Raw genomic sequence first — 16369 nt, 5'->3', positions numbered from 1 at the left:
AATTACCAATCTTTTTCTGTTCGAACAGGCTTGCCTTTCACTTTCTTGGCATTCACTTTGTCCTGAACTTTCTTCTCTTCATTATTTACGGCGTCCAGAAGATTTTCTACTCTTTGTTTAGAAATGCCGCCTTCTTTTGGTTTTGGTTGGCCTTCTTTTTTATCGTCTTTGGGGTCTTTGCCATCACCGTCTTTCTTGTCGTCCTTTTTGTCCTTGTCTTTATCGCCTTGGTCGTCTTTTTTATCTTTATTTTGATCTTTTTTATCGTCTTTCTTGTCCTTGTCTTTATCCTTGTCCTTGTCTTTTTTGTCTTTCTTCTTGTCGTCTTTTGGAGGCGGATTATCCTTGAGCATTTTTTTCGCCAAAGCATAATTGTATCGGGTTTCTTCGTCAGCCGGATTGTTGATCAAGGCATTTTTATAGGCTTGAACAGCTGCCGAATAATTCTTCTCCTTCATAAAAACATTTCCAAGATTATGGAATGCCTTGTGTTTTTCAGGTCTAGATTTTGATTCTTCAATCGCTTTCATATACGAAAGTTTGGCTTCCGAAGGTTGCTTGATGTTGTAAATCGTATTTCCTAAATTATAGGAAGCAATTGCTTTTTTAGGAAATTTTGATTGCGAAATCCTATAATTCGCTTCGGCCTCAACATAGTTTTTGGCATCGAATTCTTCGTTGGCTTGTGGCAAATACTGGTCCTTTTCTTGTGCCTTTGCTGCAAAAGAAAGAAGGATTATCGCTATTAAAAAAATATTTTTCAAGTCTTTCATTTTCATTTTCTTATAGTGGGTTTTCAGACTTTTCTTCATTAAATAAATTCATTTTCTTTACCCATTTGGTTTTCTTTTCCAAAAGGAAAATGTCAACAAACAACAAGGCGAAAGCAATACCTAAAAACCATTGAAACTGCGAATTGAAATCAGTAAATTGTTCCGATTCAAATTCGGTTTTTTCAATATTGTCCAAGGCATTTTTGATGTATTCCAGCACTTCTTTAGTATTACTTCCGTTTACATAACCGCCTTTCGTAGCTTTAGCAATTTTTTCCAAACTCTTCGGATTCAGTTTTGTAACCACGACTTCATTGTTGAAATCACGTTGAAAGCTTTCCACGACACCATTTTGTTTTAATGGAATAGGGCCGCCTTTTTCGGTTCCAACTCCAATGGTGATGATTTTCAAACCTGCTTTATTGGCTTCTTCTGCAGCACTTGAAGCTCCTTCGGAATGGTCTTCTCCATCTGATATTAAAATCAGCAACTTGCTTGTTTCGCTGTCTTCTTCGAAATAAGTGGAAGATAATTTTATGGCTTCGTCCAAAGAAGTTCCTTGCGAAGAAACCATTCCAGGATTCATACTTTGAATAAACATTTTCGCAACACCGTAATCGGTTGTAATTGGTAAAACTGGAAAAGCACTTCCGGCATAGGCTACAATTCCAATTCGGTCGCTTCCCAATTGATTGATGACTTGCGAAACAATCTGCTTGCTTTTTTCGAGTCGGCTTGGTGCGATGTCTTCACAAAGCATACTTTTTGAAACATCGACAGCAAAAACGATGTCGATTCCTTGGCGTTTTACGGTTTCGGATTTGGTTCCTATTTTTGGGTTTACCAATGCAATTATCAAACACGCTAAAGCCAATAAGTAAATCACTAGTTTCAAAACGGATTTGAAAGTAGATTTCTCTGGACTTAATTTCTTAACCATTTCAATATCCCCAAATTCGCGTTGTTTTTTTCTCTTCCAATATAAATTATAGAGGAAAAGCACCACAAGGATTGGGATGATCAATAAAAGGTATAAATATTTTTTTTCGTCTAATTCCATCAAAAATTTTAGATTTTAGTTTTAGATTTCGGATTTTTCCGAAGCTAAAACTTGGTATTTTATGCTTAAATAAAACTTCTATAGACTGTATTTCTTAATCCAATTTCCAACAATAATAGAATCCCTGCAAAAATCAAGAACGGCCTGTATTTTTCATCGTAATCATAGAATTTTAGTTCTTCGATTTCGGTGGTTTCAAGCTTGTTGATTTCATCGTAGATGGTTTCCAGTTTTTGATTGGAAGTTGCTCGGAAATATTTCCCGCCTGTATTTTTAGCGATGCTTTTCATCAATTCCTGATCGATTTCCACTTTCATCATCTTGAAAACAAAATCGCCATTCGCTGCTAAAGCATACGGATATTCCGCCATTCCGTTGGTTCCTAAACCGATGGTATATACTTTGATTCCATATTCTTTTGCAATGTCCGAAGCGGTTTCAGGTTCAATTGTTCCTGAATTGTTTACACCATCGGTCAACAGAATTATGATCTTGCTTTTTGCCTTGCTGTCTTTCAATCGATTGATGGCAGTTGCCAAACCAGTTCCAATTGCTGTTCCATCTTGCAAAACGTTATCAAATTTGATACCTCTCAAAGCGTCAATCACAACGGCTTTGTCACTTGTAACGGGTGTTTTGGTGTAGCTTTCTCCTGCATAAACCACCAAACCGATTCGGTCATTAGGACGTGATTCTATAAAATCTGAAGCCACTCTTTTCAAAGCTTCCATTCGGTTTGGTTTCAAATCGCGGGCCAACATCGAACTTGAAACGTCAACTGATAAAACAATGTCAATTCCTTTTGTGGTTTTGGTTTTACTGCTGATGTCAACTGTTCGTGGTCGGGCCAATGCCACAATCATTGAAGCCAAAGCCACTATTCTCAATACAAATAGAAATGGTTTTAATTTTGCCAAAAGCGAAGGCGAAGTTTGAAAACCTTTCAGCGAACTCATTTTTAAAGTGGCCGATTGTTCGTTTCTTTTCCAGATTTGCCAGCCGATTATAAGCGGAAGCAAAAGGAACAGCCAAAAGAATCCTGGGTTTAAAAAAGTTACGTTTGTCATCATTGTGCTACTTTTTTAAGTTCAACAGAATTTAGTATTCTTTCGGAAATTTCGTTTGCATATTTGTCGCCTTCTTGATGCAAGATTACAATTTGTTGTAGTCCGCCTTCTTGACTGAAAATCAATACTTCATAATATAATTTGGTGCTTTTCTTTTGAACAGGGTCAATTCGAGAGAACGAGCCGTATCCTTTTTTTCCTGTAATGCCTTCTTTAGTACTAAAATCTTCTTGCTTCAGAATCATATTTTGAGCTCCTTGTGCTTCAAAAATTCTGACTGAACCCTCGAGAGCTGTTGCCAAATCGATTTCCATCTGTTCCTTATATTGTAGTGTTGAAACCGCGATGTAAAAATTATCCAACATACTACCGTAACCAAATAATTGCATGTCTTTTATCACTGCAAAAGCCTCTTTAGGCAACGTTTTTTTTGCATCTATTCGTTTCAAAACTTTTGGAGTCTCAATTCTTACAGATGGATTTCCATATTCGCTCAAAACCCATTCGCCTTCGACCAAATCTTTGGTTGGATGTCCGATTAGGTTGTCTTTTACAAAGTCGAAACCTTTGGTAAAGACCAAGAATGTGAAAACCCCAATCGTCAATCCAATTACCGAAGCAATTGCAATTCCGATTCTTGCATTTCGTTTTTTTCTTAATTTTTCCTTGATGAGTTTTTGACGTTGGGCTTCGTTCAGGATGTCCTCTTCTTCCACAACTTCTTCTGGAATGGCGTTGTCAAGTGTTAGGATTGCCTTTTCAATTTTCTTTTTGTCTTCGGAAATTTCGAAATCTAAAGGTTTAGACTTTGCAAATTTTACCAAATCGGCTTGTTTTAAAACCCTTTCCAAATTCTCTAAAGTTTCTTGCGAAACAGCCATTTTCTTTTTCTGGGAAGCATTTCTCAAAGCCACAATCAACTCAGAAGTAGTACTTTCCATTGCTGGAATTTCAATAGCTTCTTCGATATAATTTCTAGCAATATCGGTCAATTCGCTATAATAAGCTTTCACTTCTCCTTTTTGCCAAAGCTCTTTTTTCTCAAGTGTATTTAATAAGCTTGTTGCTTTTTCGATAGGAGTTTTATAGACTTCTTGCTCTACTTTTTTCTTCTGATATTTTTTTATGAGATAATAAACCAAGAATCCAATTCCTACTAAAGCCAAAATAATCAGCAACCATTTCCAGATGCCACTCGAAGCGGATTCTGCTCCAATGATCGGTTTGATTTCATACATCTTTTGTTGCAAGGTATCTACCGGAACATTGGCAACTTCTACCGAAAGTGAATCTGTAAAATAAGGCTTCTGGTTGATAAAAACCTTCAAACTCGGAACTATATATTTTCCTGAATCAAATTGGGCCAATCCGTATTTTTTGATGAGTTCGTAGCGGTTGTCTTTCTTAACCGTATCCACCACATAATTTCGGATGACTTCCATTCTGCCAAAATTATTTCCTGAAGGAAAAACAACGGTTTCGGTAGTATCTACAAAAGTTCGAAGTGTCAGATTGAACTGTGCTCCAATTTTATTTTTGGTGGTATCAATAGACGTCTCCACCCGTTTTTGGGCGAAAAGTGTAGTTGTAAATAAAAGTAATAGTATGTAGAATTTTATTTTCATTCTCATGTCATTTAAACCTGATTGGTTTTAAACTTGTTTCGGAATTATCGCGATTTGAAATAGCCCAATAATTTGGTCACATAACTTTCGTCGACTCTTGTGTTGACCGCTCCTGCACCACATTTGCTGAAGGTTTCTTTGAAAAACTTCACCTTTTCGTGATAGTATTTTTCATAATCCATTCGCACTTGTTTGGAACCTGTATTGATCAATTGCACTTCACCCGATTCGGTATCCAACATCGGAACCATTCCCAGATTTGGAATTTTTTCTTCTCGTATATCATAAACCCTAATTCCGGTGATGTCGTGTTTTTTGGAAGCAATTTTCAAGGTATGTTCATAATCATCGGCAATAAAATCGGAGATTAAAAACACGATAGCTTTCTTTTTTTGGGTTCCCGAAAGGAATTTTAAAGCTTGGCTGATGTCGGTTTTGTTGCTTTTAGGGTGAAATTCTATCAATTCACGAATGATTCTCAAGACGTGCGATTTTCCTTTTTTCGGAGGAATATACAATTCAATTTGGTCGGAAAACAAAATAAGTCCAATCTTGTCGTTGTTTTGAGTAGCCGAAAATGCCATTGTTGCAGCAATTTCTGTTACAATATCTTCCTTGAATTGATTTTTAGAACCAAAACCAGCCGAACCACTGATGTCCACCATCAGCATCATCGTCAGTTCGCGTTCTTCTTCAAAAACCTTAACGTGAGCTTCGTTGTATCGAGCCGTAACATTCCAGTCGATCGCCCGGATGTCATCGCCATATTGGTATTGACGAACTTCGCTAAAAGTCATACCTCTGCCCTTGAAAGACGTGTGGTATTCGCCCGAAAAGATATGATCACTCAATCTTCGGGTCTTGATTTCTATTTTTCGTACTTTTTTGAGTAGTTCTTTCGTATCCATTTTTTCAGTTTCCAGTCTCAGTCACAGTTTTCAGTTTCAGTCGCAGTTTTCATTGTTTAATAACTGAAAACTGCGACTGAAAACTGCCAACTAATTTAAGGTACTTCGATTTCGTTTACGATTTTGTTGATGATATCTACAGAAGTGATGTTCTCCGCTTCCGCTTCATAAGTAATACCAATCCTGTGACGTAAAACATCGTGAACAACGGCACGAACATCTTCTGGAATCACATAGCCACGACGTTTGATGAAGGCATAACATTTAGCAGCTGTTGCCAAGTTGATGCTTCCACGAGGCGATGCTCCAAAGCTGATAAGCGGTTTTAATTTTTCTAATTTATATTTTTCAGGATAACGTGTTGCAAAAATAATATCCAAGATATATTTCTCGATTTTCTCATCCATATAGACTTCGCGAACTGCTTCTTGAGCTCTCAAAATTTGGTCAACAGAAATAACAGCGTTTACTTTTTCGAAAGCTCCTTTTAGGTTTTGACGGACCACCATTCTTTCGTCTTCCATTTTTGGATAATCGATAACGGTTTTCAACATAAAACGATCGACTTGAGCTTCCGGTAACGGATAAGTTCCTTCTTGTTCCACTGGGTTTTGAGTGGCCAAAACCAAGAAAGGCTTGTCTAGTTTAAAAGTAGTATCACCAATGGTAACTTGTTTTTCCTGCATCGCTTCAAGCAAAGCCGACTGTACTTTTGCTGGAGCACGGTTGATCTCATCTGCAAGAACGAAATTGGCAAAAATTGGTCCTTTTTTAATTGAAAATTCATTGGACTTGATGTTGTAAATCATCGTCCCGACAACATCGGCAGGTAATAAATCTGGAGTAAACTGGATTCTGCTGAAAGAACCTTGAACGGCTTGAGAAAGCGTGTTGATGGCCAAGGTTTTTGCCAATCCCGGAACACCTTCCAAAAGGATGTGTCCTTGACCCAAAAGACCGATCAGCAATCTTTCAATCATGTGCTTTTGGCCCACGATAACTTTATTCATTTCCATGTTGAGAAGGTCGATAAAAGCACTTTCTCTTTCAATTTTTTCATTAATTGCCCTTATGTCTAAAGTAGCTGTATTTTCTTCCATTTCTGTTTTTTTAGTAGACTATTTTTGTTGAAATAATTTAACAGTGCAAATTGACTTTTTTTTTAGAAGTAAGATGTTAAAAAATGGTTAAAACTTCTTTGAAACCTTTGGCTTTAAGGATGAATTGTGATTTTGTTTTTATATTTTTAAGAACTTAAAAAAACATATCATGAAAACAGCGTTTTCGCAAATAATTGCAGGAACAATGAACTGGGGAATTTGGGATAAAAAGCTCTCCACATCTGAGATGGCAAATCTCATTCACGTTTGTCTGGAAAACAAAATTTCTACCTTCGATCATGCCGATATTTATGGCGGATATACCACCGAAGCCGAGTTCGGAAAAGCTTTCGCAGAAAGTAAAATTGACCGAAAGAAAATCCAGTTGATTTCTAAATGCGGCATCCAACATGTAACGGAAAACCGGAATAATAAAGTGAAGCATTATGATTATTCAAAAGAATACATCATTTGGTCGGTTGAACAATCATTAAAAAATTTGCACACCGATTATTTGGATGCTCTTCTTTTGCATCGTCCGAGTCCGTTGATGCAAGCCGATGAAATTGCAGAAGCGGTTGAAAAACTGAAAGCGGAAGGAAAGATTTTGGATTTCGGATTGTCGAATTTTACATCTTCTCAAACAGAATTGATTCGTTCTAAAACGGAAGTCAACTATAATCAAATTCAATTCTCGGCAACTAATTTTGAATCGATGCTGGATGGAAGTCTGGATTATATGCAACTTCACAACATTACCCCGATGGCTTGGAATCCGCTTGGAACGGTTTTCCGTGAAGACACCAACCAAACTAGAAGGCTCAAAATTCTCCTGGCTACTTTGGTAGATAAATACCATGTAGGTTCGGATATGATCCTTTTAGCATGGATTTTACAACACCCTGCCAAGATTATTCCGGTTGCAGGAACTGTGAATGTAGCACGTTTGCAATACATCAACAATGCAACTCAACTTGTTCTGGACAAGGAAGATTGGTTTGCCATTTGGACAGAAAGCATGGGGAATCCGGTTCCTTGATTTAGTTGACAGTAATCAGTGATCAGTTTGCATAAATATTCAAAAAGTAAAAATGAAAACAGTTTTAATAACCGGAGCTACTAGCGGAATCGGTAGGGCAACGGCAAGGGCTTTCGCCAAAAACAATTACAGAATCATCATTTGCGGAAGGCGAGAAGACCGACTGGCAGAACTTCAGGACGAGCTTTCGCAACGGACAGAAGTACATACTTTGCTGTTTGACGTTCGGCAGAAAAAATCGGTCAAGGAAAGTATTGCTTCGCTTCCCGAGGATTTTGCAAACATCGATATCCTAATCAATAATGCAGGAAACGCTCATGGTTTAGACCCCATTCAAAACGGTGAGTTGGACGATTGGGACGCCATGATCGACATCAATGTAAAAGGATTGTTGTATGTTTCAAAAGCCATAATTCCGAAGATGATTGAAAGAAGAAAAGGTCATATCATCAATATTGGTTCGACAGCTGCCAAAGAGGTTTATCCAAACGGAAATGTATATTGTGCGACAAAGCATGCCGTTGACGCCTTGAATCAAGGAATGCGAATGGACTTGAATCCGTATGGAATTCGTGTTGGGGCCATACATCCTGGAATGGTAGAAACCGAGTTTTCAGAGGTTCGTTTTAAAGGTGATATTGAGAGGGCTTCAAATGTTTATAAAGGTTTTGAACCGCTTCAGCCAGAAGACATTGCTGATATTATTGTGTTTGTGACGACGAGACCTTATCATGTGAATATTGCCGATTTGATGGTAATGAGTACGGCTCAGGCTTCTTCGACTATCGTGAATAGGATTATCTAATTCCCTCAAACTTGTCATCCCGACAGAGGAGGGATCTCAGTATCAAGCTCAAGTTTGTAGAGCCACTTTTGGGGATTCCTCCTCTGTCGGGATGACAATATTGTAGAGACTCGGCTCGGGAATAAAAAATAACAATAAAAAATAATAATGATCAACAAACGCCTCTTAATAAAAAACCTTCTCGCCCATAACGACGAGAGCAGTTTTTATGACAAAAAGCGTCAGTTGAATTTGCATACACGGGAAGGAAAAGCAAAATTTCTAAAACATATTTGTGCTCTTTCCAACTCAAATCCAACCAATAATTCTTATATCGTGGTTGGTGTTGAAGACCACGACAACGAAATTGTTGGCGACGATTTCTTCGACGACAGCAGGATTCAAAACCTCGTGAATGCTTTTCTCGAAAATCCACCGAAAATCCAATACGAGAATGTTCCGTTCCCGAATCTTCCGAAAGACAAAGTAATTGGGCTTGTGACGATAAAACCCAAAAGCAAAGCTTCTTATTTCAAGAAAGGAATCCATACCATTTTGGCCAATACCACTTTCGTCAGGAGAGGAAGCAACTCGGTTCCAGTTGATGAAGAACCCGAAAAAAATTATCAGAATACCGAAACCGTCATCAGCATCGAAAATAATTCCCGAAACAGCATTGGCTATACCCTCGATGGCGTCATGGATTTCATGAACAACCGCCACAAGGACATGTCGCCAAAGTATAAGGTTTTCAAGGAATTGTTTGTAGTTTGCTGGGCCGGAATTCCCAAAAAAGTCAAGGACAAAACCTATCTTTCCCGTGTTGATATTGAACTCGTCAACGAACAGATAAAGTTGTTTTATTCCGCTTTAGATGAAGTTGCAATTGAATTCAATGATGATATTTTTACCATAACCGAGTATGTTTCCCTCGGACTGAACGACAAAACCAGCTTCTACGAACTCGAAAAAGTCAGCATTCATTTCTTCGAAAACGGCTATTATAAGATCGATAGGGAAATGCGTTTCCAACCACCAGAATTCAACCGCAAAATGCTGTTTCACATCTATAATTCAAACCTTGCCTTGATTTCAAAACTCGAAAAAGGGTTCTCCTTAACCAATAGGGAAAACACCGATCTCGAAAACCTCCCTTCAACTCTAATGATTTGCTATCTCAATGGTTTTGAAGAGGCCAAGCAAATCCTGATTGATGCAAAGCCACTATTAAAAAAGCACCCCAACACAACCGTTTATTTGTCGTTTAAGGAAGCAATGCGAATTTTAAGGAAAATGAAATACGACATCAATTAAGTTTTAAGAAGCGAATCGTCGTTTTGTGTCACAAAACCATGTTCCTGCTGGAGCCACTCGCTTTGTCTCGTTTTTAAGAACGAGACAAGAGCTCAAACAATGGCACCATCAGGGCTAGAGGGAAAACCATTTTACCTTTTGTAACCGTAGTCCCCACCTTAGAATAAATCAATAAATTCAAAATCAAAGGTCACGACAAAAGCTTTCAATATGTTATATTTTTATAAGAACTATCAAATTCATAACTTTGTAGAAAAAACAAATGAGCAGGACTTTCGCAATTGGCGACATACATGGCGGACTAAAAGCCCTAGAGCAAGTATTAGAAAAAGCACAAGTAACCCCAAAAGACAAACTCATTTTCCTTGGCGATTATGTTGACGGCTGGAGCCAATCACCTCAGGTTTTGGATTTTCTGATAGCACTAAATTCCACCCACAATTGTGTCTTCATCCGCGGCAACCACGACGATTTATTGCTCAAATGGTTCAAGGAAAAAACACACAACGACATGTGGTTCCATCATGGAGGAGAAGCTACTGTTAATGCCTACAAGAATATATCTACCGAAAATATTGAGCAACATATTGCCTTCTTGGAAACTTTAGAGAATTATCATCTCGATAAAAAGAACCGACTTTTCGTTCATGCCGGATTTACAAACTTGAACGGTGTAGAGTATGAATATTTCCCGAAAATGTTCTACTGGGAAAGAACCTTGTGGGAAACCGCCTTGGCCCTGGATCCGAATATGGATACAAAAAATCTTCGCTATCCAAAACGCCTCACCTTATATGAGGAGATTTATATTGGCCATACTCCCGTTACACGAATCGAAGAAACAACCCCAGTGCAAATGGCCAATGTTTGGAATGTAGATACCGGTGCCGCATTCAAAGGACCACTCACGATTATAAACGTTGACACCAAGGAATTTTGGCAAAGCGAGCCACTTTATAAAATTTATAAGAAAGAAAAAGGCAGAAATTAAATTGTTTTCAGTGTAATAATTGTTATATTTCGAAAACAAAAACAATTATAGCTATGAAAAAAACAATTTTAAGCCTGATGTTGCTTGCTGGAACGGTTCTGGCAAATGCACAAAGCGGTGATTTTCCGCAACATGAAGTAAAGTTCAACATTCTGAATGTCATTGCATTAGGTTCTGTTGAAATCGGGTATGAATATTATCTGGACGAACACCAATCAATAGGTTTGGATCTTTTGATTAACGATACTTATAATATGAGTATAGGTAGGCAAGTGGAGGATTTCAACACCAACAGCTTCCAACTTTCCTATAATTATAATATTTCCAGACACGATGATGGTTCAGGTTTTATAATTTCGCCATTATTGAAGTTTCGTTTTGGTGATTATCAAAAAACAGACTTGACTCCAAAGATTGATATGGACAGTTTTATCATAGGCCTTGGAGCCGGATATAAATGGAGTTTCAACAACCGATTTGTCATGGGGCCCTATGCCAACATAGGAAGAAACTTTAGCAAAGAAGTAACGGAAGAATTCACTAAAATTGAATTTAGTGCAGGTTTTAATCTCGGGTTTAAATTCTAAAAAGAAAAACATTACCAATTGTTGAAAAAGCTTCCCGAGCAATCTGGAAGCTTTTTTGTTTTCGAAGCAAATTAACATTTGTTGGTTTAAAAATAATAATATTCAAATTTAATTTATAATTTTGTTGGCTATAACTTTCAGTAAGTTAGAAAATTACCCCAACAAATAAATGAAATATCCTTATATAATTATCGATGACGAACACGAAAGTGTTCTGGAAACGCAGTCGGCATTTGACAGCTTTTCGAACTATTTCCTGTTGGGAACTGCTGATAATTATGACGATGCGGTTAATTTGGTGTTGGAACACAACCCGAAACTGATTGTCCTGGAGATTGATCCTGTCAATAAGGAAAGTCGTTTGTCGTTGGCATTAATCAATGAGCTTCATCGCTATGTGAAAAATATGCCGAAGATCATCATCCTTACCAAAGGAAAGGAATTGGCCTATGAAGCTTTGAAGAATGAGGTTTTTGATTATTTGCTGAAACCGATCAACATCCATGAGTTGCGAAAAACAATCATGAAGTTTGAGCGAAACGTAGAGCAGACGCCAACAACCATCTGCATAAAATCCTATGGTGATTATCGTTTTGTGGATACGGATGATATCGTCTATCTTCAAGCAGATAATAATTCTACCGATTTATACATCAATAACGGCGATACCATCACGGCTTTCAAAACATTAAAGCACTTTGAGAACACACTTCCTCCTCAATTTGTGCGAATCCACAACAGTTATATCATTAATATGAGCTATGTTTCCAGAATTCATCTGGGTAACAATGTGGTGTATATCAAGAACAGCAAAATCCAATTGCCGTTCTCTAAATCCTATAAGAAGAACGTTGACTTGATTATTAGCTTGATTGCTAATAGTGAAGGGAAGGAGTTGTAGGTTATTTCTAAATATATTTATTTTTCAATTCAATATTGATTCCTGTTCAACGAATCAAAAGCAACTTCTTGGTTTTATGATTGACTATCGCTTCATTTGACTAAATTTTATCTAAATGAATCTTTCATCGATAAAAACCTCCCTTTCATCGATTTTCTTCAAAATCAACCACCCCTCAAAAGCACCCATCCACTCACGAACGGGGTGCATCTACATAATGCGTCTTTAAATGTTTGATTATCAGTTGGGGCTACTATACTTTTACACTATCAAAATGAAGCAATCATTTAAAAAGATAGTAAAAAATATAAAAAATAACCCCACAAAAGTAACAACATCATGAAAAAATTTATCGCAATCGTAGCAATCGTTTTAATCGCAGTTTTAGGTTTAACTTCTTATAATACTAATGAAGTAAAGAAAAACGAATCAAACTCAACTTTGTTGGCTTCTTTGAATAATGGAGATACAGGAGGATTAACAAATAATACGGGTGCTGGTAATAAAAAGCAAGACTAAACAAATAAAACATTGAAATTAAAGGCTATCTTTTTAAGGTAGCCTTTTTTGTGTTTATTTTTATTATTTTTGAAAATCATTTCTAATTATATTGAAAAACTTTCTACTAATTCTCTACTTGTTTTTTTTCTTTTTGTCAGGCTGTAAAAAAGCAGAAAGGGAAAACAATGCTACTACGAGAGTCGTTGATAGCCTTAGTTATTTTTTTGAAGAGGCAAATGATGATTCAATTCCTTTTGAAAAAAGAAAATTCTACAATGAAAAAGCCTTTGCAATTATTTCAAAAGAAAAGAATGATTCTCTTAATAGGGTTAACTATTTTAAAGTAGCCAATCGTTACTATAATATGGAAGATTTGGAAGAATATAAGCAAACTACCCTCCAAATTATCAAGAAAGCTACAGAGGCTCGGGATACAGTAAGTCTGGCTAAAGCATATAGCTATATGTCTGATTATTATATTAATAAAAATATACCTGATAGTGTTTATAAATTCACATATGATGCCGAAAAGCTATATGTTAAACAAAAAGACAATATAAATATTGCAAAGACTCTTTTAAATAAGGCTATTTTACAACATAATGAGAGTGATTTTTTAGGCTCTGAAAGAACTGTTTTTAATGCCTTAAAAAGCTTGAGGAATGTTAACAATGATGAATTACTTTATGAGGCATATAATCTTCTAGGGCTAATCTATGGAGAATTGGCAGAATATAAACTCGCAAAAGAATACTATGAAAAAGCATTAAAAATAACTAATAGTTCTCAAATTTCACCTGAAAATCATCTCAAAGCTATTACATTAAATAACATGGGATTATTATATAGAAATCAAGATAAGGATAAGGAAGCTATAGATTTTTTTGAATCGGCTCTTAAAGAGAAAAATATCTTAAACGATCGTCCAAATATCTACGCCACACTAAAAGATAATTTAGCATATTCAAAGTTTAAAGCTGGTGATTATAATGAACTTCCAGGAATGTTTTATGAGGCATTAAAAATAAAAGATAGTATTAATGGTACGGGTATAGTTTTAAGCAAAATTCATCTTTCCGAATATTATATTTTTAAAAAAGATTCATTTCAAGCATTAAAGTTTGCTAAGGAAGCATATGATTTGGCAGATATCAACAATGAAAAAAGAAATATTTTAGCTACATTAAAACAATTATCAAATGTTGAACCCAAAAAAGCACTTCAATATTCCGCAGAATACTATAAAATAGACGACAGCCTAAAACTCGCAGAAAGAAGAATAAAAAATAAATTTTCCCGTATAGAATACGAAACCGAAGAGCTTGTCTTGGAAAAAGACAAACTAGTAGAACAAAGAAAAACCTTAATCTACACAGGACTAGGAATTATTCTGTTGGGTATTTTTATCTATGTAATCCGTTCCCAAGCAGCTAGAAACAGGGAACTACAACTCTTGCAGGAACAGCAAAAGGCCAATGAGGAAATCTACCAACTCATGCTCAACCAGCAAAACAAAATTGAGGAAGTGCGTCAATTGGAGAAAAAACGGATTGCCCAGGATTTGCACGACGGAATCCTAGGGAAACTTTTTGGAACCCGACTCAATTTAGGAACGCTAAACAATCAAAATAATGATGAGGCGGTTGAATCTCGCAAAACCTATATCGAGGAGCTGAAAATAATCGAACAGGAAATCCGCGAAATTTCGCACGACCTGAATTCCGAAAAAGCAGCAATTTTTAATAATTTTGTATTGATGGTAGCCAATTTTATTGAAAATCAGCAATCGGTTTGCAAGGCTAAAGTTAATTTTTCTATGGATCCTACTATTGATTGGAATGCAATCGATAACATGGCGAAGATTAATTTTTATAGAATTTTGCAGGAAGCCTTTCAAAACATCAACAAACATGCTGAAGCAAAAAATGTTTTTGTTACTTTCGCAAAAATTAATTCAAATATCGAGCTAAACGTAAAAGATGACGGAGTTGGGTTCAATTATCTGAAAAAGAAAAAAGGAATCGGGCTCAGCAATATGAAAACAAGAATAAACAGTTCCGGAGGCACAATGACTGTAATGTCCGAAATTGGAAGTGGAACTTTATTGATATTTGAATTGCCTGTTAAAAACCCCAAAACAAACATACTCTAATGAAGAAAATTATCCAATTATTAATGGTCGATGATCATCCCTTTATCCTTCAAGCCTATAAGAATACGCTAAACGGATTCAAGAAGGACGAATATGAAATCATTACTACTGATGCCGTTGACGGCGAAACAGGCTACAATGTTATTGCAAAAAGTGCAATTGATTTTGATGTTGCTTTTCTAGACATCAGTATTCCGACCTATCTTGAAAAAGGAATAGAATCGGGTGTTGATTTAGCTTTGCTCATTAGAGAAAAAATGCCAAACTGCAAAATTTTTCTCCTTACGATGCACACCGAAAAACTAAAGTTCAAGTATTTTTTCGACACCATAAAACCAGAAGGTTTGGTGGTGAAAAACGATCTGACTTTTGAAGAACTTATTTTTGCATTCGAAAAAGTAATTTCCGGAGACAATTATCTGAGTGAAACTGTGATTAAAATGATGGAGGAGTCAAACTCCTAAACCCTTACAAAAATTGCTTTGAGTGATTAATCTTCACTCAAAGCATTCCATCCTCTTGCCCTTAATTCTATCTTTGTATTCGCTCTCGTGATGAGGTGAATTCCTTCACTTTCCTGGGTCATATGGCCAATAATCGTAAAATTTGGATTTCCTTTTATCTTGTCGAAATCTTCCATCTTGATGGTGAAAAGCAATTCGTAATCTTCTCCTCCATTGATGGCAACCGTCGTGCTGTCGATATTGAATTCTTCGCAAACATTGATCAATTGAGGGTCAATCGGCAGTTTATCTTCGTATAAATTACAACCAACATTCGATTTTTTGCACAAATGAATAATTTCAGACGATAAACCATCGGAAATATCAATCATCGAAGTAGGTTTTATTTCCAAGGCGTGAAGTAACGTTCGAACATCTTTTCTGGCTTCTGGCTTCAATTGTCTTTCGATCAAATAGGTATAAGCATCTAAATCAGGTTGCGAATTTGGGTTCACCAAAAACACCTGTTTCTCTCTCTCCAAAACCTGAAGTCCCATATAAGCCGAACCGACATCACCGGTAACCACCAATAAATCGGTAGAATTGGCTCCGTCCCTGTAAACGATTTCTTCGGCATCGGCTTCGCCCAAAGCAGTAATGCTGATGATGAGTCCTTTTTGGGAAGAAGTGGTGTCGCCACCAATAACATCCACATTGTATTCTTTTGCAGCAAGTGTGATTCCAGCAAACAATTCTTCCAAGGCTTCCAAAGGGAAACGGTTTGAAACTGCCACAGAAACCGTGATTTGTGTAGGTTTTGCATTCATGGCACAAATGTCGGAAACATTCACCACGACTGATTTGTATCCCAGATGTTTCAAGGGCATGTAGGCCAAATCAAAATGAACGCCTTCTATCAATAAATCGGTGGAAACCACAATTTTCTTGTCTTTAAAATCCAAAACGGCTGCATCATCTCCAATCCCTTTCAAAGTGGAAGGCTGGTTGATTTCGAAATTTTTGGTCAAATGGTCAATCAATCCGAATTCGCCCAATTGCGAAATACTTGTTCGTTGAGGTGTTTTATCTTCTATCATTATTTTTAAGTATCAAAGTTGCAAAGG

Annotated in this window: 16 protein-coding genes; 9 read left to right on the top strand and 7 right to left on the bottom strand. The window is 36.7% G+C overall.

Features of this window, described 5'->3' with window-relative positions:
* Positions 1 to 2: 2 nt before the first annotated feature.
* The 6 genes from J2X31_RS14685 to J2X31_RS14660 all read right to left on the bottom strand — a co-directional run bounded on the left by J2X31_RS14685 (position 3) and on the right by J2X31_RS14660 (position 6533).
* Entirely contained in the window at positions 3 to 812 is an 810-nt protein-coding gene (locus tag J2X31_RS14685; RefSeq protein WP_374725228.1) for a BatC protein, read from the bottom strand.
* Positions 784 to 1833 (bottom strand): vWA domain-containing protein, encoded by a 1050-nt coding sequence (locus tag J2X31_RS14680; protein WP_310027656.1) that lies wholly within the window; start codon positions 1831 to 1833, stop codon positions 784 to 786. Before J2X31_RS14680 ends, J2X31_RS14685 begins: the two co-directional genes overlap by 29 nt.
* Before the next feature lie 65 nt (positions 1834 to 1898).
* Complete coding sequence (locus tag J2X31_RS14675; protein ID WP_310027704.1) at positions 1899 to 2900, bottom strand: vWA domain-containing protein; 1002 nt, start codon at positions 2898 to 2900, stop codon at positions 1899 to 1901.
* Positions 2900 to 4525 carry a phenylalanine--tRNA ligase subunit alpha gene (locus J2X31_RS14670; protein ID WP_310027655.1) on the bottom strand — a complete coding sequence of 542 codons (1626 nt, stop codon included), beginning with the start codon at positions 4523 to 4525 and terminating at the stop codon, positions 2900 to 2902. Before J2X31_RS14670 ends, J2X31_RS14675 begins: the two co-directional genes overlap by 1 nt.
* 44 nt (positions 4526 to 4569) lie before the next feature.
* Positions 4570 to 5433 (bottom strand): DUF58 domain-containing protein, encoded by an 864-nt coding sequence (locus tag J2X31_RS14665; protein WP_310027653.1) that lies wholly within the window; start codon positions 5431 to 5433, stop codon positions 4570 to 4572.
* 95 nt (positions 5434 to 5528) lie between these two features.
* Positions 5529 to 6533, bottom strand: a complete 1005-nt coding sequence (locus tag J2X31_RS14660; RefSeq protein WP_310027652.1) for an AAA family ATPase — start codon at positions 6531 to 6533, stop codon at positions 5529 to 5531.
* A 166-nt stretch (positions 6534 to 6699) separates the two neighbouring features.
* On the opposite strand from J2X31_RS14660, the gene J2X31_RS14655 reads away from it, so the two are divergent.
* The 9 genes from J2X31_RS14655 to J2X31_RS14615 all read left to right on the top strand — a co-directional run bounded on the left by J2X31_RS14655 (position 6700) and on the right by J2X31_RS14615 (position 15266).
* Entirely contained in the window at positions 6700 to 7572 is an 873-nt protein-coding gene (locus tag J2X31_RS14655) for an aldo/keto reductase (protein ID WP_310027702.1), read from the top strand.
* 52 nt (positions 7573 to 7624) lie between these two features.
* Entirely contained in the window at positions 7625 to 8377 is a 753-nt protein-coding gene (locus J2X31_RS14650) for an SDR family NAD(P)-dependent oxidoreductase (protein ID WP_310027650.1), read from the top strand.
* Between the two features lie 147 nt (positions 8378 to 8524).
* On the top strand, positions 8525 to 9670 hold the full coding sequence (locus tag J2X31_RS14645) for an ATP-binding protein (protein WP_310027648.1): 1146 nt from the start codon (positions 8525 to 8527) through the stop codon (positions 9668 to 9670).
* Positions 9671 to 9932: 262 nt separating this feature from the next.
* Positions 9933 to 10661 carry a metallophosphoesterase family protein gene (locus J2X31_RS14640; RefSeq protein ID WP_310027647.1) on the top strand — a complete coding sequence of 243 codons (729 nt, stop codon included), beginning with the start codon at positions 9933 to 9935 and terminating at the stop codon, positions 10659 to 10661.
* Positions 10662 to 10714: 53 nt separating this feature from the next.
* Positions 10715 to 11248, top strand: a complete 534-nt coding sequence (locus J2X31_RS14635) for a DUF3575 domain-containing protein (RefSeq protein WP_310027646.1) — start codon at positions 10715 to 10717, stop codon at positions 11246 to 11248.
* Positions 11249 to 11417: 169 nt separating this feature from the next.
* The gene (locus J2X31_RS14630; RefSeq protein WP_310027645.1) at positions 11418 to 12149 is read left to right on the top strand and encodes a LytR/AlgR family response regulator transcription factor; all 732 of its coding nucleotides are present in this window, start codon (positions 11418 to 11420) and stop codon (positions 12147 to 12149) included.
* Between the two features lie 339 nt (positions 12150 to 12488).
* Positions 12489 to 12668, top strand: coding sequence for a hypothetical protein (locus J2X31_RS14625; protein WP_310027644.1), 180 nt, complete (start codon positions 12489 to 12491; stop codon positions 12666 to 12668).
* Between the two features lie 133 nt (positions 12669 to 12801).
* Positions 12802 to 14802 carry a tetratricopeptide repeat-containing sensor histidine kinase gene (locus tag J2X31_RS14620; RefSeq protein WP_310027643.1) on the top strand — a complete coding sequence of 667 codons (2001 nt, stop codon included), beginning with the start codon at positions 12802 to 12804 and terminating at the stop codon, positions 14800 to 14802.
* Positions 14802 to 15266 (top strand): response regulator, encoded by a 465-nt coding sequence (locus tag J2X31_RS14615; protein ID WP_310027642.1) that lies wholly within the window; start codon positions 14802 to 14804, stop codon positions 15264 to 15266. The genes J2X31_RS14620 and J2X31_RS14615 overlap by 1 nt, the downstream gene beginning before the upstream one ends.
* 26 nt (positions 15267 to 15292) lie before the next feature.
* On the opposite strand, the gene thiL is transcribed toward J2X31_RS14615, so the two are convergent.
* Positions 15293 to 16342 carry a thiamine-phosphate kinase gene (gene thiL, locus J2X31_RS14610; RefSeq protein WP_310027641.1) on the bottom strand — a complete coding sequence of 350 codons (1050 nt, stop codon included), beginning with the start codon at positions 16340 to 16342 and terminating at the stop codon, positions 15293 to 15295.
* Positions 16343 to 16369: the final 27 nt, after the last annotated feature.

It is taken from the genome of Flavobacterium arsenatis, from assembly GCF_031456785.1.
Classification (GTDB): domain Bacteria; phylum Bacteroidota; class Bacteroidia; order Flavobacteriales; family Flavobacteriaceae; genus Flavobacterium; species Flavobacterium arsenatis.
This window is presented reverse-complemented; position numbering and strand designations above follow the sequence as displayed.